Consider the following 17076-nt stretch of genomic DNA (forward strand, 5'->3'; position numbering starts at 1 on the left):
ACACGCCTCCGCCTCTTGGAATTACTCCTCTAGTCGTTCTTGGGCTCGGCGGGCGCGAGGGGGGCACCCATGGCGTGGTAGCCGCCATCGACGTGCATGACCGTGCCCGTGATGGCGCGGGCGGCGGGCGACATCAGGAACAGGGCCGGGCCGGCGACCACCGACGTGTCCTTGGTGTCCCAACCCAGCGGGGAGTGGTCCCCCCAGGAGTCGGCGATCTGGGAGAAACCGGGGATGGACCCGCCCGCGAGGGACTTGATCGGGCCGGCGGAGATCGTGTTCACGCGGATGCGGTCCGGGCCCAGGTCACGGGCCAGGTAGCGGGCGGAGTTCTCCAGGACGGCCTTGGCCGAACCCATCCAGTCGTAGACCGGCCAGGCGACGCTGGCGTCGAAGGTCAGCGACACCACTCCGGCACCCGCGGGGGCCTTGGCGAGCAGGTCGCGCATGCCCACTGTCAGGGCGGCCAGGGAGTAACCGGAGACATGGATCGCCTTGGAGACGTCCTCCCAGTCGGTGTTGAGGAAGTTGCCGCCCAGTGCGGACTCGGGGGCGTAGGCGATGGCGTGCAGCACCCCGTCCAGGTGGTCCCAGTGCTCACCGATCGCCTCGACGGTGGTCTTGATCTGCTCGGGGTCGGTGACGTCCATCGGCAGCACCGCGATCGGTTCCTTGGGCAGCCGCTTGGCGATGCGCTCGCAGATGGAGAAGGCGCGTCCGGGCGGGTTCGTCAGGATGACGTCGTGACCCTGGTTCATGGCCTCCTCCGCGATCGCGTAGGCGATGGAGGACTGGGTGGTGATACCGGTGATGAGCAGGTTCAAGAGGTCCCCTTGACGATTCGGCGACTTGCAGTGGAAACGTATCGGTGGAACCACGATTGATCAGTCGTGGAAGCCGACAAAGATTCCAGCCCCGTCTTTGGTCGCACGGTCCACAGCAGGGGAACCGAGGCTCGGCGCACAGGTGGAGCCTCGGTCCGTACGAGTGAGCCAGAAATCCGCACCGATTCTTTGTGGTCTTCCACTGGTGACCGCGGGGGTGCGATGCGGGCAGAGTCGTAGGCGCGCCTCCCTGGCACGGTTTCGGGGCGTCCCAGCGGGCTTGGCCGCCGCTGGGACGCCCCGTCATCTCCACGCCCATGGGTCGCGGCCCCGCAGCTCGGAGAGCCCCTCGCACGGTCGGTTCCGGACGTAACCCCCACGAACCACCACGGGTAGTCTGGCTGCTGGACCACAGGCCCGAGTAAAACGGGAGGCTAGCGGCCGTGTCATCACGTGAGGATGAGCCGGACGTGCCCGAAGGGACCCCCGGGCCCGCTGATGACGGTGCCACCGAGGAGAACGCCCCCTCGGAGGTTCACGACCTCCCCGAGGTGCCGGGCGCCGGCGCGAACGCCTTCGACTTCGAGGACGCCAAACCTCCCAGGCGTCGCCGCCGCTCCAAGGTCGCTATGGTCGTCGCGACCGCCCTGGTCCTGGTCATGGTCGTCGCGATGGCCGTCCCCGTCAGCCGCGACGGGATCCTGGCCCTATGGTGCGACGTCACCGGCGGGGTCTGCCCCGGCGAACCACTGCCACCGATCACCGAGGACGAGGAGATCGACTGGCGGGTGCGTGTGGAACCCGAGGAGGCCGCGCTGTGGGGCAACTACGTCTCCCTGGGCGACTCCTACTCCTCCGGTGACGGCGCCGGCGAATACGACCCCGAGACCGCCGAACCCGGCGAGTGCTGGCGCTCGGAGAACGCCTACCCCAAGCTCATCGAGCAGGAGTTCGACTTCGTGGGCGCCCTGGGGTTCTACGCGTGCAGTGGGCACCGCGGCTCGCAGATGCTCGAACAGGTCGGCACCTCCGAGTCCCAGCTCGAACGCGTCACCGAGAACACCTCGCTGGTGACCGTGGGCATCGGCGGCAACGACCTCGGGTTCATCTCGGTTCTGCGCACCTGCATCGTGCGCGTGCCCCTCCTGGAGCGGACCGGTTGCACCGATCAGGAGACCGAGGTCGAGGAGAAGATGGACGCGTTCGAGGAGACCCTCACCGAGGTGCTCGGTGAGATCCGTGATCGCGCCCCCGACGCCCGTGTCCTGGTCCTGGGCTACCCGAGGCTCTTCCCGGAAGAGCCGCCCGGCATGTACTACACGCTCTCCAACGGTGACCAGCTCTGGCTGAACACCGTCGCCCAGCGGTTCAACGATCGCATCCGCGACACCGCCTACCGGGTGGACGGCGAGGTCTACGGTTCGCGCCAGGTCGGCAGCGTGGAGTACGTGAACGTGTTCAGTTCGTTGACCGGCCACGAGGTCAGCGCGGACGATCCCTGGCTCAACGGCATCGTGCTGGGCGAACTGGGCGAGGGGTTGAAGGTGGACCGCGCGAGCTTCCATCCGACCGCCGAGGGGCAGCGGTCGGTCGCCGAGCGGGTGCGCTTGCAGGTCTTGGAGGGTCCCGAACGGGTGCTGTACCAGTCCCGCGACCGGTTGGAGAGCGTGTCCCCGGAGAAGTTGTCTCGTGAACTCGGTGGTCCGCTGGACCCGGTGAACGGCGAGTCCGAGGACGAACCCGCCACCGACGAAGGCGCGGAGGAGGCCGCCGAGGCGGACTCCGACCCCGACTCCTGACCCGGCTCTCGATCGACGCTCGGACGGCCGGAGGGTGCGGGGGCCGCGAACGGCCCCCGCACCCCCGTCGCTACTTCTTCTCCGCCTTGAGTTCGGCGATGACCTCGGCGAAGCGGTCCAGACCCCAGTTGAGGTCCTCTTCGGTGATCACCAGGGGCGGCGACATCCGCACGGTCGAACCGTGGGTGTCCTTGACCAGGACCCCGTGCTCGGCGAGCCGCTTGCACAGCTCCTTGCCGGAGGCCAGCTCGGGATCGACGTCCACGCCGGCCCACAGGCCGATGCTGCGCGCCGCGACCACGCCGTTGCCGACGAACTCGTCCAGTCGGCGTTTGAGGACCTCGCCCAGCTTGCGGGCGTTCTCCAGGTAGGGGCCCTCGCTCAGCATGCGCACGACCGTCTCCCCGACGGCCCCGGCGAGCGGGTTGCCACCGAAGGTGCTCCCGTGCTGGCCGGGCTGGATGACCCCCAGCACGTCCTCGTCGGCGACCATGGCCGAAACCGGCAGGATGCCGCCGCCCAGCGCCTTGCCGAACAGGTAGGCGTCCGGGACCACTCCGCTGTGCTCACAGGCCCGGATGGTGCCGGTACGGCCCAGTCCGGCCTGCACCTCGTCGGCGATGAACAGCACGCGATTGTCGTCGCAGATCTCCCGGACCCGGGGCAGGTAGTCCGCGGGCGGCACGACCACGCCCGCCTCGCCCTGTACCGGTTCGATGAGCACCGCGACCGTGGTGTCGTCGATGGCGTCCTCGATGGCCTTGGCGTCCCCGTAGGCCACGGAGCGGAAGCCCGGTGTGTAGGGGCCGAAACCCGTCTTCGCCTCCGGATCCGAGGAGAAGGAGATGATGGTGGTGGTGCGTCCGTGGAAGTTGGCGCCCGCCACGACGATGGTCGCCTGGTTCTCGGGAACGCCCTTGACCTCGTAGCCCCATTTACGGGCCACCTTGATCCCGGTCTCCACCGCTTCGGCGCCGGTGTTCATCGGCAGGACCTTCTGCTTGCCGACCATGTCGGCCAGGGCGCTCACCCACGGCCCGAACCGGTCGTTGTAGAAGGCCCGGCTGGTCAACGTCACCCGGTCGAGCTGGGCGTGTGCCGCCGCCAGGAGGTCGGGGTTGTGGTGGCCGAAGTTCATGGCCGAGTATCCGGCCAGGCAGTCGAGGTACCGCTTTCCCTCGACGTCCGTCACCCAGGCGCCACGGCCCTCGGAGATCACGACGGGAAGGGGGGAGTAGTTGTGCGCCGATCTGGCCTGCGCGAGTTCGATGTGGTCCGAGCTGGAAAGTGCGTGTCCGGCGGGGTTTCCGGCGGAGTCCTGCTGTCCCAGGTTCTGGGTGGTCATCTAGCCGCTCCGATCACCATTGACCGATGTCAGACAGTAGATACCCACCGTGGGGCCGGGTAGAGCCTTCGCGGCGGGATCCCCAAGAGTTGAGCAGATCATCCGGTGAGCACACAAGAGGTGGCCGACATCACCGCGTGCGACCGACGCCCGAAACCCACATGCGCTCCGTGCCGGTACGCCGCCTGAGCGGGGCTCTTCCGAACGTCGGCCACAAGGGGGTCACGGGCACGCTCGCGCAGGTGACGCGGTACACAGCCCTCACCACGATCAGCCCGGTTCCTGACGGGTACGGTCGCCGTACAGTCACAGCCGCCGCGAGCACCTTCGCCGGGGACGGCCGTCACACGAACGTCAGGGAGGATCAGTCGTGCCACACGCGTCTTCGGATACCCCTTTCTCCCTCCCCGTGCTGATGGCGGCGGTGGCCGAGGCCGTACCCGAGCGGATCGCCCTCATCGCGGGCCCGCGTCGGCTCACCTACCGCGCCTTGGACGAACGGGCCACTCGACTGGCCCGGCACCTGGTCGGCGCGGGTGTGCGCCCTGGTGAGAACGTGGCGATCCTGTCGTTCAACCGGGCCGAGTGGATGGAGTCGTTCCTCGGTGTGCTGCGCGCCGGAGCGGTACCGGTCAACGTCAACTACAGGTACGTGGCCGGCGAACTGCGCCACGTGCTCTCCGACTCGCACGCGGCGGCGTTGATCGCGGAGGACTCCCTGGCCACGACGGTCACGGCCGTCCTGCCGGATCTGCCACGACTGCGGCACGTGCTGCTGTTGTCCGACGGCACCGAGCGAACCGCCGAGGGGACGGACTACGAGTCCGCTCTGGCCGCGCAGGGCGAGGACACCGGAACCCCCCGGAGCGCGCTTCCCACCACGAGCGGCGACGACCACTACCTGCTCTACACCGGCGGCACCACGGGTTACCCCAAGGGTGTGCTGTGGCGCCAGGCCGACGTCTTTCGCGCCGCCGTGGAGCGCCGGTCCCCCGGCACGCCGCGCGCTCGCACCCCCGATGAGGTGGCCGAACGCGCCGTTCGCTGTTTCCCGCAGCGCATGCTGGTCCTGGGTCCGGTCATGCACGCGGCCGGGCAGTGGCACGCGTTGAGCATGCTGCTGTGCGGCAAGCGCGTGGTGCTGTCCACCGACCGCAGCTTCCGGCCGGACCGTGTGCTGGAACTGGCGCACCGCGAGGGCGTGCACGCGCTCCAGCTGGTGGGCGACGCGATGGCGCGTCCCCTGGCGCGGCACCTGCTCACCGAGCCCGAACTGTGCCCCGACCTGACCTCGGTGCGTTCCGGTGGTACCCCGTTGACCCCGGCGGTGCGCAACCTGTGGAAGGCCTGGCGCGGGGACGTGACCCTGGCCGACTCCTACGGGGGTTCGGAGACGGGTGTGTGCGGTTCGGCGACCGCCCCCGACGAGGCGGCCACGGTCGCCGACGCCACCGACCGTCGCAGCTTCACCATGGGCGGCAGCATCTCGGTGCTGGATGACGCGTTGCGTCCGTTGCGGCCCGGGTCGCCACAGGTCGGACGGATCGCGCGGACCGGCCGGATCCCCTTGGGCTACTACAACGACCCCATCGCCACCGCTCGTACCTTTCCCACCGACGCCGAGGGGCGACGTTGGGCGTTGTCGGGAGACTACGGGACCCGGGCCACGGACGGTTCGATCGTCCTGTTGGGCCGGGGCAGCGTGGTCATCAACACCGCCGGGGAGAAGGTGTATCCCGAGGAGGTGGAGGCCGTGCTCAAGGCCCACCCGTCGGTGGACGACGTGATCGTGGTGCCCGCCCCGGACGAGAACCTCGGCCAGCGGGTCACGGCCCTGGTCTCGTTGGCCCCCGGAAGCGACCCGGACGAGAAGGCGTTGCGCGCCCACTGCCGGGTTCGGTTGGCCGGGTTCAAGGTGCCCCGGACGGTGCACTTCGTGGACCGGGTCCGGCGCACCGCCGTGGGCAAACAGGACTACCGTTGGGCCACTTCGGTGGCCGATGAGGGTGCCCACAGTCCCCGATCACGGTGACCCGTGGAGGTCTCCGAGGGGTCCCCTCGACCTCCCTCTGTGGTACCCCTCATTTCGGTCTCCGAGTCAGTACACCATTAAGCAGCCGAAACGCGGTTTCGGCGCCCTCTCAATGTCTCCAGGACAGTTCCGGGACGCTTTCCGCCCTCATCGACGACGCTAGAATGGCCACACCCGGCCCGGGGGCCGCGGTCCCCTTCCCCCATCGTGTGGCCGGAGTGACGAACCTCGGCGTTGGGCCCGGGATCGTACCATCGGCGGATTCATCGAGGTCCGCGCCGACCCAAACACCCCTTTGATCGTCCGGTCCACCGTGGATACGGGACCGGCGACACCATCAGGACGGAGGACGGCGTCCCCTTCCCGGCTCCCCGGAAGAAGCGCCCGAGCATTCATGGCCAACTCAGTAGGCTCCTACATCTTCAACGCGGTGCGCGGCGGGGCCGTGGGCACCTCCGAAGCACTGCCCGGTATCAGCGGCGGCACCGTCGCCCTGATGGTCGGTCTCTACGACAAGCTGATCGGTGGCGCGGGCCACGTGGTCAGCGGGATCAAGCGCTACGTCACCGACGTGCCCCGAGGACGCGGCAAGGACCGTGCCCGGGAGCAGTTCCGCCAGGTGGACTGGGGCGTCCTGATCCCCGCCCTGATCGGTATGGCCTTCGCGCTCATCCTCGCCGCGGTCTTCCTGGCGCCCCTGGTCGAGAGCCACACCCAGTACGCCTACGCCCTCTTCTTCGGACTGGTACTGGCCTGCCTGTGGATCCCCTACACCGGCGCGGGCAAGACCTGGAAGGCCTGGCACTACCTCCTGGCCCTGGTCTTCGCCGCGCTCTCCTTCTTCCTCACCGGGTTGCCGGGTGCCAACCTGCCCACCCATCCCGTGGTGGTGTTCATCGCCGCCGCGGTCGCGATCTGCGCCCTGGTCCTTCCAGGTCTGTCCGGATCCTTCATCCTGCTGGCCCTGGGTCTGTACGAGCCCACCATGGCCGCCCTGCGCTCGGTCGACATCCCCTACATCGCGGTCTTCGTGCTCGGCATGATCACCGGTCTCGCCCTGTTCGTGAAGGTCCTGCAGTTCCTGCTGGAGAACCACCACCACGTCACCCTGGTCGTGCTCACCGGTCTCATGGCCGGTTCGCTGCGCGCCCTGTGGCCTTGGCAGTCCGAGGAGCGAGAGATCCTGCCGATGACCGACGTGCCCGTGACGCTGGCCTTCACCGCGCTCGGCTTCGTAATCGTGGTCGCTTCGATCGTGTGGGAGCACCGCACCCGCGCCCAGCGCGAGCACGAGGCCGGTCACCAGAGCGTCTCCGTCTGACCCTTAGAGTCGTACCCACAACCACATACCGAGTCGGGGTCGAGCGAGCGCTTCACGGCGCTTCGACCCCGACGGCGCGGGGTGCCGGGGAAACGACCCGGCTGAGAGCACACCCGTCGAACCTGCCCTAGTTCGTACTAGCGAAGGAACGCCCATGAGCGTGCACAACGTCGTGTCCATCGCCGGAAGCGACCCCAGTGGGGGCGCCGGCGTCCAGGCGGACCTGAAGTCGTTCTCCGCCCACGGGGTCTTCGGGATGAGCGTGGTGACGGCGTTGACCGCCCAGTCCACGCGCGGGGTCACCGGGGTTCACGGTGTCCCCGCTTCGTTCGTCGTCGACCAGATGGAGACACTGTTCGGGGACGCCACGGTCCACGCGGTCAAGGTGGGGATGCTGGGCACCGCCGAGGTCACCGAGGCCGTGGCCGCCGCGATCGACCGACACGGGCTGCCGAACGTGGTGGTGGACCCGGTGATGGTCGCCAAGAGCGGCGACCGGTTGTTGGAGCGTTCGGCGATGGAGGCGCTGCGCGGAGAACTGCTGCCGCGCGCCGACCTGCTCACACCGAATCTGCCGGAGGCCGCCGACCTGCTCGGCGAGGAGGAGGCCACGGACCTGGCCACGATGCGCTCCCAGGCCGAGAGGCTTCTGAAGCTGGGGCCGCGTCGGGTCCTGCTCAAGGGTGGTCACCTGCCGGGTACCGACAGCGTCGACCTGTTGGTCGACGGGGAGTCCGCCCCCATCGAGCTGAGCGCCACGCGCGTGGCGACCCGCAACACCCACGGCACCGGCTGCACCCTGTCCTCCGCGATCGCCGCGCTGATCCCCCAACGCCCGGACGTGGCCACCGCCGTGGCCGACGCCAAGACCTGGCTGACCCAGGCTCTGCGCCACGCCGACGAGATCGACGCCGGCGGCGGCCAAGGCCCCGTGCACCATTTCCATGCCTGGTGGTGACCAGACGAAGGGGGCCGGTCCGATCGGACCGGCCCCCTTCACGCCCTCCCCGTGGGGAGTGTGCGTCGCCTAACGCCGAACGTCGTCCATGACCGCGTCCGGGTTACGCCAGTCGGGGTGGCCGAAGAACCTCTTGCTCTCGGCCACGATGACCGGGGACAGCAGGAGCAGCCCCACCAGGTTCGGCAACGCCATCAGGCCGTTGGCGATGTCGCTGAACAGCCAGACGGAGTCGAGGCTGGCGACCGAACCGATGAAGATGATGACGATGAAGATGAGTCGGTAGGGCAGGACCAGCTTGCGTCCGCCCAGGAACTCCACGCACCGCTCGCCGTAGTAGGCCCAGCCGAGCAGGGTGCTGAAGGCGAAGACGGCCACGGAGGCCGCGACGACGTAGGCGCCCGCGGTACCGAAGGCGGGGCTGATGGTGCTCAGGCCCTCGGTCATGGCCTGCGAGGTCAGCAGCGAACCGTCCTCGGCCTCGTCTCCCTGCCACACACCGGTCACGATGATGACCAGGCAGGTCATGCTCACCACGATGATGGTGTCGATGAAGGTCTGGGTCATGGAGACCATGGCCTGACGGACCGGTTCCTTGGTCTTGGCCGCGGCGGCGGCGATGCCACCGGTGCCCAGGCCGGACTCGTTGGAGAAGATGCCTCGGGCGAAGCCCATCTGGATGGCGAGCATGACACCGGCGCCCGCGAAACCGCCGACGGCGGAGGTTCCGGTGAAGGCGTCGGTGAACACCAGCTGGAACGCGGGCAGGAGCGACCGCCAGTTGGCGATGAGCACGACGAGGCAGATACCGACGTAGCCGATGATCATGATCGGCACGAGGCCGGAGGCGACACGACCGATGCTCTTGATGCCACCGAGGATGACCCCGCCGGAGAGGATCATCAGGGCGAGGCCGATGACCCACGGCTGAAGCGGGGTGACGCTGCTGACCTGCTGGGCCACGGTGTTGGCCTGAGTGCCGTTACCGATGCCGAAGGCGGCGAGGGCGCCGAAGACCGCGAAGGCGACACCGAGGAAGGTGCCGAGCCCGCCCTTGATCCCGTACTTGAGGTAGTACATCGGACCGCCGCTCTGTTCACCCTTGGCGTCGGTGCGGCGGTACTTCACCCCCAGGAGGGCCTCACTGTACTTGGTGGCCATACCGAAGATGCCGATGAACCACATCCAGAACAGCGCGCCCGGGCCACCGACGCCGATGGCCAGCGCGGCGCCGGCGATGTTGCCGACACCGACGGTGGCGGCGAGCGCGGTGCTCAGTGCCTGGTAGTGGGAGATGTCGCCCTCGACGGAGGCGTCCTCTTTGCGGCGAACAAGGGCGAGCCAAAGCGCGTGGGGAAGTCTGAGCAGCTGGAGAAGGCGCAGCCGGATGGTGAGGAAGACACCGACGCCCAGCAGCAACGGGATGAGGACGAAGGGTCCCCAGATGACGTCGCTGATGATGCCGGCCATCTCAAGGAGTTGGTCCACAGGGGATCTCCCTTTCGGTGAGTGCGTGGGGCCGAGAGATCCGGGGGTGGAACAGAGGGACCGTTGTTCGCGGAGTCACATCGGCACAGATGGGTGCATTTCGATATCGGCAAAGAATGACACTGACGCATAACGAACGAATCACATGTGTTCGACATGAGCGTTGCGCCGCGCCGGTGTCACCTCGGGCGCAACGGGACACACCCTCAGCCCGTCTTGTCGTCGTCCTCGGCGTGGGCCAGCGCGAGCCTGCTGAGCGCGGCCGCGGCCTCCTCCGGGTCCGCTCCCCTACCGACCGCCACACCCAATAGATAGGTGGTGAGCGGTGCCGCGGGGCGGGCCACGGAGTGCGCGGCGTCTCGGGCCAGGTCGAGGATCCTGTCGACGTCGGCCTTTTGGAGCGGCTCGCTCCCGGACAGTTCGAGCTCCTCGAACACCAGCTTCGACCATTCCACCAGGGTCACCGATCGACTCCTCAAAGGTGTGTCCTGCAACGTTTTCGGCGATCATGCCATCCCGGGGTCACGCGACGGCCAGACGACCGTACACGCCTCGTCACCGCCCGCTCCTCGAACCCACCCCCTTCCGACGGGGCGGGTTCTCCCGGGCTGCGACCCCGGTTCACACTCCGAGCCTAGCGTCGGGAGCAGCGATATTCCGGCGTTGGGAGCCCGTTCGCATGTCCCCCATGACCTCGCTCGTCGACACCTTCCCGAACACCTTCGCGGACCGCCCTCTTCGGGTGGCCCTCGTGACCGAGTCGTTCCTGCCCCAGGTCAACGGAGTCACCAATTCCGTGTGTCGGGTGCTGGAGCACCTGGCCACCGAGGGCCACCAGGCCGTGGTGTTGGCGCCCGGTCGCGGGCCCACTTCGTACGCCGGGTTCCCCGTCGTACGACTGCCCGCCCTCCCCCTGCCCGTGTACCGGGACTTCGCGGTGGGGCTGCCCCTGCGGCGGGCGATGACCGCCGCACTGCGCGCCTTCGCCCCCGACGTGGTCCACCTGGCATCTCCGACCGTCTTCGGTGCCGCCGCGGTGGACGTGGCGCGACGTTGGGCGTTGCCGACCGTGGGCGTGTTCCAGACCGACCTGGCCGGTTTCGCCGATCGGTACGGACTTCCCGGGACCGAGGCGCTCTGGTCGTTGCTGCACCGCATCCACTCCGCCGTGGACCGTACCCTGGTGCCCTCCTCCGCCACGATGGAGGCGTTGTCGGGTCGCGGATTCCCCCGCTTGGCCCTGTGGCGGCGCGGGGTGGACACCGACCGCTTCCATCCCGATCACCGTTCCGAGGAGTTGCGGCGCCGTCTGGCCCCGAACGGCGAGACGCTCGTCGGGTACGTGGGCCGGTTGTCCAAGGACAAGCGCGTGGAGCTGCTGGGTCACCTGGCGCGCCTGCGCAACATTCGAATCGTGGTGGTCGGCGACGGCCCCGACCGGGCCCGGCTGCGCCGGACGCTGCCCGACGCGGTCTTCACCGGTCAGCGCACCGGCCAGGACCTGTCCCGGCTGTACGCAGCTCTGGACGTGTTCGTGCACACCGGCGCCGACGAGACCTTCTGCCAGACCGTCCAGGAGTCGCTGGCCTCCGGGGTGCCGGTGGTGGCCCCCGCCGCGGGCGGTCCGCTGGACCTGGTCACCGACGAGCACAACGGGTTGCTGTTCGCGCCCGACTCCTCGCGTGAGCTGAAGGTGGCGGTGGGTCGGCTGGCGCACAACCACCGGGTACGCGAGCCGATGCGGGCCGCGGCCCGGCCCTCGGTGGAACACCGCACCTGGGCCGCGGTCAACGCCGACCTCGTCGCGCACTACCGGTCGGTGATCGCCCCCAGCCGGGAGCTGGCCGCACGGTCGGCGCGGACGCAGGGTGCCTGACCCACAGCGGCCGTGACCCCGAACAAGACGAACGGGCCCCTCCCCGGGAGAGATGTGGGGAGGGACCCGTCGGTTGTGTCCGCCGCGCCCCCTTAAAACGAGGCGGCCACAAGCTGTAAGGGCCGGGTCAGCTCACCGACCGCGCGACCTCGCGTCGCACCGGGACGACCGTGGCGGCGTGGGCCGGACCCTTGTCCAGCAGACCGCCGAGCACCTCGGTGAGTCGGTCCAGGTGGGCGCGGATCCACGGCAGCGCCAGCGGGTCGTGGGCGGAAAGGGCCGCGTAACGACGCTCCTCGGAGTCGCCGTAGAGCAGGCTGGTGGCCACCCGCATGCGCAGGGTGTGGGGGCTCTCTCCGAACTCCACGGCCGGCAGGACGCCCATGCCGTACCTCTCCAGTAGCAGCCCGGTCAGCTCCGGACCGGTCCTCACCCCGTGCAGGGCCCGCAGGTGCTCCCGGACTGGCTCGAAGTCCGGGTACAGGTAGAAGGCGGCGCTGGGCGCGGCGACGTTCGCCCCGGAGGCGACGAAGACGTCGGTGACGGCTCGGGCGACGATGCCGTGCAGACGGCGGCTGCGGTCGATGTGGTCGACGAGCTCGGTGGGTTCGGCGAAGGCGTGCGAGGCGGCCTGCTGGACCGGTGCGGCCGGGCTGGACCAGATCTCGCTGGCCACGCCCAAGAGTCCGCCGCGCAGCCGGTGACCGATCTCGGAGTCGGGCAGGCGCAGGACGCCGATCCGCCAGCCGCCCAGGGCCAGGTTCTTACTCAGGCCGGTGGAGATGACGGTGCGTTCGGGCGCGAACTCGGCGGGGCTGCGCACGACGGCGCGGTCATCGCCGTCGGAGTCGAGGTGGACCAGGTCCCGGTAGATCTCGTCGGAGATGATGATGAGGTCGAGTTCGCGGGCGACGTCGGCGAGCCGTCGAACGGTCTCGACGTCGGCGACGGTCCCGGTCGGGTTGTCCGGGAGGGTGACGACGACGGCGTTGACGGTGCGGCCCTGCTCGCGGGCGTCGGTGACGGCGGCGTGCAGCAGGTCGGGCTGGGGTACGCCGCCCTGACCGGTGGCGGTCGGCACCATGATCGGGCTCTGGCCGACCAGGCGGCTCTGCGCGGCGTAGCTGACCCAGCTGGGCGCGGCGATGGCGGTGTCGCCGCCGATCTCCAGGAGAAGGCTGTAGAGCAGGGGCTTGCTGCCGGGGCCCGCGATGACCAGGTCCGGGTCGGTGTCCAGTCCTCGACGGTTCCAGTAGCCGGCGGCCGCTTCGCGCAGCGCCACCGATCCGGCGACCGGCCCGTAGGCGTTGGCGCCGTTTCCCGCGGAGAGGTGGTCGCGCATGACGGGGTGTACTGGAAGGCCGGCCTCACCGAAGCCGAGTGGAAGCACACGCACCCCTTGGCGACGCTTCTCGTTGAGTGCTTCGTTGACGGCGAGAGTGGCGGACACAGTGACGGTCATGGATGACTCATCTCCGAGATGGCGTTAGGCGCGGGGTCAGAGCCTGAGCCGGCGTTCCGATCTTCGTCTGACCTCTTCTGTCTTCCAGCCTGCCCACCGATCGTCATCAGCACAAGCGCGTCTTTTTGATGCTGAGCCTAAGATGTCCTTATGCTCGATCTCCATCGCCTTCAGTTGCTCCGTGAGTTCAGCGTTCGGGGCACGATCGTCGCCACCGCGAACGCGCTCGGTTACACCCCTTCGGCGGTGTCCCAGCAACTGACCACGCTCGAACGGGAGACGGGCGTGTCCTTGCTGGATCGTTCGCCCCGCGGGGCGGAACTGACCGATGCCGGCCGGCTGCTGGTGAGCCAGGCCGAGGAGATCCTGGCGATGGTCGAGGCGGCCGAGTCGGTCCTGGCCGAACAGGCGGACGTGGCCTTGGGCGTGGTGACCGTCACGGCCTTCCCGACCGCCGCGGTGGCGTTCGCGCCCGAGTTGGCGCCGCCGTTGCGCCGGCACCAGGGCATGCAGCTGGTGTTGCGGCAGACGTTGCTGTCCACCGGAACACAGAAGGTGCGTTCCCGCGAGGTCGACGTCGCGATCGTCGATGACTGGAGCGGCAGGCACCCGGGGCGGGGAGCGGACAGCGGACTGCGCCACGTCCACCTGTTGCGGGACCCGATGGTGTTGGCGGTCCCGGAGGACCACCGGTTGGCGGAGCCGTCGTTCCCGCTGGTGTTGGACCGGCTGCTCGACGAGTCGTGGATCGTGGCGCCCGAGGGCGAGCGTTCGCGTTACGGTACGGACGAACTCTTCGAGGACGCCGGCGGCCTACCCGCCGCCACCTGGGAGTTCGAGGGTCTGGGAACGATCTTGAGCCTGGTGTCGAGGGGGATCGGGATCGCGGCGGTCCCGGCGCTGGCGATGGTGGGCGCTCCGGCGGGGCTGGTCTATCGGAAGCTGCCCTCGCCCCCGGTCCGGCACGTGTACGCGGTGCTGCGGCCGGCGTCGCTGCGCAGGCCCGCGGTGCGGGTGACCCTGGACGCCCTGCGGCAGGCGGCGCGCGGTGTAGAGGACGAGATCGACCCGCTCACCACCGACGACGAACCCACCATGTGATGCTCGACCGTGGCGGGAAGGCGGGCCCAAGGGGTCCCACACGTCGAACGCGACACGTGGCGGACGTGTCGCGTTCATGGGTCGGGTATCGGATTCCGTGGTCTCACTCGCCGCCCACTCTTCGGCGCATCTTGTCGATCTTGCGTCGGATCCGACGACAGACGTGTCGGGCCCGGTCACGGTCGTCGCGAGCGTTCCACCATCGCGCGTAGGCTTCCAGCCTTCTCTTGCGCAGGGACTCCAGCTCCGCCTCCATCCGGTTCACCCGGTGCTCCAGGTCGATCCGTTCACGTTCGAACGCCGACATGTCACGCTCATGGAACCCCGCCTCCCGCTCGGCGCTGAGCAGTCGATCGCTGAGACCCTCGGTCGTGTTACCGCCCTTGGCGATCCGGCCGAGGCCTGCCTGTCCACTGATGCCTTCGAACCACACAACCACTTGTGTTTCCTGTATCGCCCTACCATCACCGTTGGCTACGCAAAGAATGCGGAAAGTGGCATTAAGTGCTTATGTCGCTTTTGCTGACCGCCGTTCGACGGGCACCGGTCACTCAGGCGACCAGGGAACGCTCCCCCGGCAGGACGGCCGTCCCCCACTCGCGGAGCCTCCCGTACACCTGCACGAAGCGCTCCAGCGACCGGTGGTGGTCGTGTTCCAGGGCGACCTCCCGGCTCGCCTCCCCCAGCTTCCGCCGGTCCGGTCCGAGCACCGCGAGCAGCCGTTCGGCCAGCACCGCGTCGTCCCCCGGCGGGAACAGGTACCCGTTGTGCCCCTCCGACACCAGGTGCGGCAGGGCCATCGCGTCGGCCGCCACCACCGGCAGTCCCGTCGACATCGCCTCCAACGTCGCGATGCTCTGCAACTCGGCCACGCCGGCGATCGCGAAGGCGTCACCTGCCGCGTACACCGACGGCAGGTCCTCGTCCGGCACGAATCCCAGGAAGAACACTCGGTCGGCCACGCCGAGGCGGACCGCCAGCTTCCTCAGCTCGCCCTCGCGCTGGCCGGTCCCGGCCAGCGCCAACTGCACGTCCCGCTCCGGCGTGATCCTGGCCAGGGCCCGGATCGTCTCGTCGATCCGCTTCTCCTCGTCCAAGCGCCCCACGAACACCACCGTGTCGCGGTCGGGCAACCCGAACCGGGCACGCGGAACGGACCGGTCCGGGCACGGGTGGAAACGTTCCAGGTCGATCCCGCAGGAGATCGCCTCGATGTCGCGGGCGAAACCCTTCTCCCGCAGCAGCGCCGCCGCCCGCGGGGTCGGCGTGGTCACGTGGTCGGCCTCCATCGCCACCCGTACCATGTCCCGCCAGGCGGCGGCGCCGGCGGCCCGCTGCATCGACCGCGGCACCCGGGCGTGCGCGTACAGGTTGTCCGGCATGAAGTGGTTGGTGAGCACCACCGGCACGGCCGTCGAACGTGCCCGCCGCAGCGTCGAACGGCTCAGCGTGAAGTGACTCTGGACGTGGACGACGTCGGGGTCCAGGCGTCGCAGGAGCCGGGCGATGTGTCCTCCCATCCCCAGTGGCAGTGCCGCCCGCATGTCCGGTTGGAAGGGAATCGGGGCCGACCTGAGTCTGTGCTCCGTGACCTTCCCGTTCACCGTCACGTACGGCTCGCCCTCCGACGAGGGGCACACCACGTGCACGCGGTGGCCCCGTTCGGCCAGCCCCTCCGCCAGACGGTGGGTGAAGTACCCGGCGCCGTTGACGTCCGGCGGGTAGGTGTCCGACGCGATGAGCACGTTCAGTGGACCCTCGGGGTGGGACATGGTGGGAACTCCTTCGTTCGACGTGGCGGTGCTCGCGACGGTCGTCGACCCATCAGCGGGACCTGCCATGGGCGGTGGTGGGCCTGGGAGCGCTGGGCACGGCCTCCGGGTTCCGGTGGCGGGAACGGGCGAGGACCACCGTGCCCAGGACCGCCAGAACGGCGAAGATCGCGGCCGCGGTGGCCGTCAGCGGGGTGTCGGGCACCCCCTCCTCCAGGAGGAGGACGCCGATCCCCACCCCGACCACCGGGTCGGCGATGAGCAAGGTCGCGTATGCGGCGGCGAAGTGCCCGGTGCGATAGGCGTTCTGCAACAGCAGGGCTCCGAACACCGCGGTGACGACGGCCAACACCGTCAGCCAACTGAAGAGGTGGATCGGGTCGGCCATGGTGTTGGCGGACACCACCCGGGCCAGTCCGGAGGTGGTGCCGAGCGCCGCCCCACCGGCCAGGGCGAGCGCGAGCGCGCGTGCGTTGCTGGGCATCCACTGGGCGGTGACGTACACCAGGGCGCCCGACCCGATGACGACCCCGGACAGCCACAGCGCGGTCACGGTCGACATCACGGGGGCCTGGCCACCGTGGGGGAACAGCCACAGGACACCGACCAGACCCACCATGACGGCGGTCCCGGCCAGGATCTGCGAGAGTCGCACCCGTTGTCGGTTGAACAACGCCGACAGCACGATGGCGAACAGCAGGCCCGTCACTCCGATGGGCTGGATGATGGTCAGGGGCGCCCCGCTGAGGGCGATCAGGTGCAGCGTCGCACCCAACACGGCCGCCCCGCTGCCCAGTAGCCAACGGGGCTGGCGCAGCAGGTGCAGGAGGAAGCCCGCTCGGGCGACCCTCCCTCCGGGGGCCCGAACGGCGTCGCGCTCCTGCATCGCCGAGCCGAACGCCAGACTGAAGGCCCCCGTCACCGCGATCAACACGGACCAGAGCATCAGCGGCTCCGGCCCGGTCGGCGCGCGACGTCATCGTGCGCCCCTGGTGTCATCGACGACCTGCCCATCTCCTCCGGCACTGTTGTCCTCCCTCCGTTCCCACTTCGGGAGTCCGGATACGTTCACGACGGTACGGACGGGGGCGTGGCCAT

Annotated in this window: 14 protein-coding genes and 1 riboswitch; of the genes, 6 read left to right on the plus strand and 8 right to left on the minus strand. The window is 69.2% G+C overall.

Translation table 11 applies throughout. From position 1 onward, the window contains the following. Window positions 1-29 precede the first annotated feature (29 nt). Window positions 30-824, minus strand: coding sequence for an enoyl-ACP reductase FabI (fabI, locus tag NLI01S_RS14800; protein ID WP_067604754.1), 795 nt, complete (start codon window positions 822-824; stop codon window positions 30-32). 443 nt (window positions 825-1267) lie between these two features. On the opposite strand from fabI, the gene NLI01S_RS14805 reads away from it, so the two are divergent. Beyond that, on the plus strand, window positions 1268-2623 hold the full coding sequence (locus NLI01S_RS14805; RefSeq protein WP_067604756.1) for an SGNH/GDSL hydrolase family protein: 1356 nt from the start codon (window positions 1268-1270) through the stop codon (window positions 2621-2623). 70 nt (window positions 2624-2693) lie between these two features. Here the strand turns inward: NLI01S_RS14805 and rocD are convergent, their stop codons facing one another. Further along, complete coding sequence (rocD, locus tag NLI01S_RS14810; RefSeq protein ID WP_067604758.1) at window positions 2694-3968, minus strand: ornithine--oxo-acid transaminase; 1275 nt, start codon at window positions 3966-3968, stop codon at window positions 2694-2696. 370 nt (window positions 3969-4338) lie between these two features. On the opposite strand from rocD, the gene NLI01S_RS14815 reads away from it, so the two are divergent. The 3 genes from NLI01S_RS14815 (at window position 4339) to thiD (ending at window position 8279) form a co-directional block, all read left to right on the plus strand. Further along, window positions 4339-6000, plus strand: coding sequence for an acyl-CoA synthetase (locus NLI01S_RS14815; RefSeq protein WP_067604760.1), 1662 nt, complete (start codon window positions 4339-4341; stop codon window positions 5998-6000). Between the two features lie 394 nt (window positions 6001-6394). Continuing rightward, the gene (locus NLI01S_RS14820; RefSeq protein ID WP_067604762.1) at window positions 6395-7321 is read left to right on the plus strand and encodes a DUF368 domain-containing protein; all 927 of its coding nucleotides are present in this window, start codon (window positions 6395-6397) and stop codon (window positions 7319-7321) included. Between the two features lie 67 nt (window positions 7322-7388). After that, window positions 7389-7487: riboswitch (TPP riboswitch) on the plus strand. After that, window positions 7476-8279 (plus strand): bifunctional hydroxymethylpyrimidine kinase/phosphomethylpyrimidine kinase, encoded by an 804-nt coding sequence (thiD, locus tag NLI01S_RS14825; protein WP_067604763.1) that lies wholly within the window; start codon window positions 7476-7478, stop codon window positions 8277-8279. Its footprint overlaps the riboswitch before it by 12 nt. Window positions 8280-8348: 69 nt before the next feature. Here thiD and NLI01S_RS14830 read toward each other — a convergent pair whose 3' ends face one another. Continuing rightward, complete coding sequence (locus NLI01S_RS14830; RefSeq protein ID WP_067604765.1) at window positions 8349-9767, minus strand: alanine/glycine:cation symporter family protein; 1419 nt, start codon at window positions 9765-9767, stop codon at window positions 8349-8351. 206 nt (window positions 9768-9973) lie between these two features. Continuing rightward, window positions 9974-10231: a DUF6457 domain-containing protein gene (locus tag NLI01S_RS14835; protein WP_067604766.1), complete on the minus strand. Its 258-nt coding sequence runs from the start codon at window positions 10229-10231 to the stop codon at window positions 9974-9976. A 224-nt stretch (window positions 10232-10455) separates the two neighbouring features. Between NLI01S_RS14835 and NLI01S_RS14840 the strand changes: the two genes are divergently transcribed. Further along, on the plus strand, window positions 10456-11643 hold the full coding sequence (locus NLI01S_RS14840; RefSeq protein ID WP_157091036.1) for a glycosyltransferase family 4 protein: 1188 nt from the start codon (window positions 10456-10458) through the stop codon (window positions 11641-11643). A 127-nt stretch (window positions 11644-11770) separates the two neighbouring features. Here NLI01S_RS14840 and NLI01S_RS14845 read toward each other — a convergent pair whose 3' ends face one another. Further along, on the minus strand, window positions 11771-13105 hold the full coding sequence (locus NLI01S_RS14845; RefSeq protein WP_067604769.1) for a pyridoxal phosphate-dependent aminotransferase: 1335 nt from the start codon (window positions 13103-13105) through the stop codon (window positions 11771-11773). A 150-nt stretch (window positions 13106-13255) separates the two neighbouring features. Between NLI01S_RS14845 and NLI01S_RS14850 the strand changes: the two genes are divergently transcribed. Further along, a complete protein-coding gene (locus NLI01S_RS14850; protein WP_067604771.1) occupies window positions 13256-14206 on the plus strand; it encodes a LysR family transcriptional regulator in 951 nt (316 codons plus the stop codon). Between the two features lie 103 nt (window positions 14207-14309). On the opposite strand, the gene NLI01S_RS14855 is transcribed toward NLI01S_RS14850, so the two are convergent. The 3 genes from NLI01S_RS14855 to NLI01S_RS14865 form a co-directional block, all read right to left on the minus strand. After that, window positions 14310-14639: a hypothetical protein gene (locus tag NLI01S_RS14855; RefSeq protein ID WP_067604773.1), complete on the minus strand. Its 330-nt coding sequence runs from the start codon at window positions 14637-14639 to the stop codon at window positions 14310-14312. 118 nt (window positions 14640-14757) lie between these two features. Continuing rightward, window positions 14758-15978, minus strand: coding sequence for a glycosyltransferase (locus NLI01S_RS14860; protein ID WP_067604774.1), 1221 nt, complete (start codon window positions 15976-15978; stop codon window positions 14758-14760). A 52-nt stretch (window positions 15979-16030) separates the two neighbouring features. Continuing rightward, window positions 16031-16924, minus strand: a complete 894-nt coding sequence (locus NLI01S_RS14865) for a DMT family transporter (RefSeq protein WP_067604777.1) — start codon at window positions 16922-16924, stop codon at window positions 16031-16033. Between the last annotated feature and the right edge of the window lie 152 nt (window positions 16925-17076).

This window comes from Nocardiopsis listeri NBRC 13360 (assembly GCF_001570765.1).
GTDB classification, from domain to species: domain Bacteria; phylum Actinomycetota; class Actinomycetes; order Streptosporangiales; family Streptosporangiaceae; genus Nocardiopsis; species Nocardiopsis listeri.

Bases quoted from the DNA above. Each gene is read 5' to 3' on its own strand.
- rocD (WP_067604758.1), bottom strand. From the start codon at position 3,968: ATGACCACCCAGAACCTGGGACAGCAGGACTCCGCCGGAAACCCCGCC.
- NLI01S_RS14820 (WP_067604762.1), top strand. From the start codon at position 6,395: ATGGCCAACTCAGTAGGCTCCTACATCTTCAACGCGGTGCGCGGCGGG.
- thiD (WP_067604763.1), top strand. From the start codon at position 7,476: ATGAGCGTGCACAACGTCGTGTCCATCGCCGGAAGCGACCCCAGTGGG.
- NLI01S_RS14840 (WP_157091036.1), top strand. From the start codon at position 10,456: ATGACCTCGCTCGTCGACACCTTCCCGAACACCTTCGCGGACCGCCCT.
- NLI01S_RS14845 (WP_067604769.1), bottom strand. From the start codon at position 13,105: ATGACCGTCACTGTGTCCGCCACTCTCGCCGTCAACGAAGCACTCAAC.
- NLI01S_RS14850 (WP_067604771.1), top strand. From the start codon at position 13,256: ATGCTCGATCTCCATCGCCTTCAGTTGCTCCGTGAGTTCAGCGTTCGG.
- NLI01S_RS14860 (WP_067604774.1), bottom strand. From the start codon at position 15,978: ATGTCCCACCCCGAGGGTCCACTGAACGTGCTCATCGCGTCGGACACC.
- NLI01S_RS14865 (WP_067604777.1), bottom strand. From the start codon at position 16,924: ATGCTCTGGTCCGTGTTGATCGCGGTGACGGGGGCCTTCAGTCTGGCG.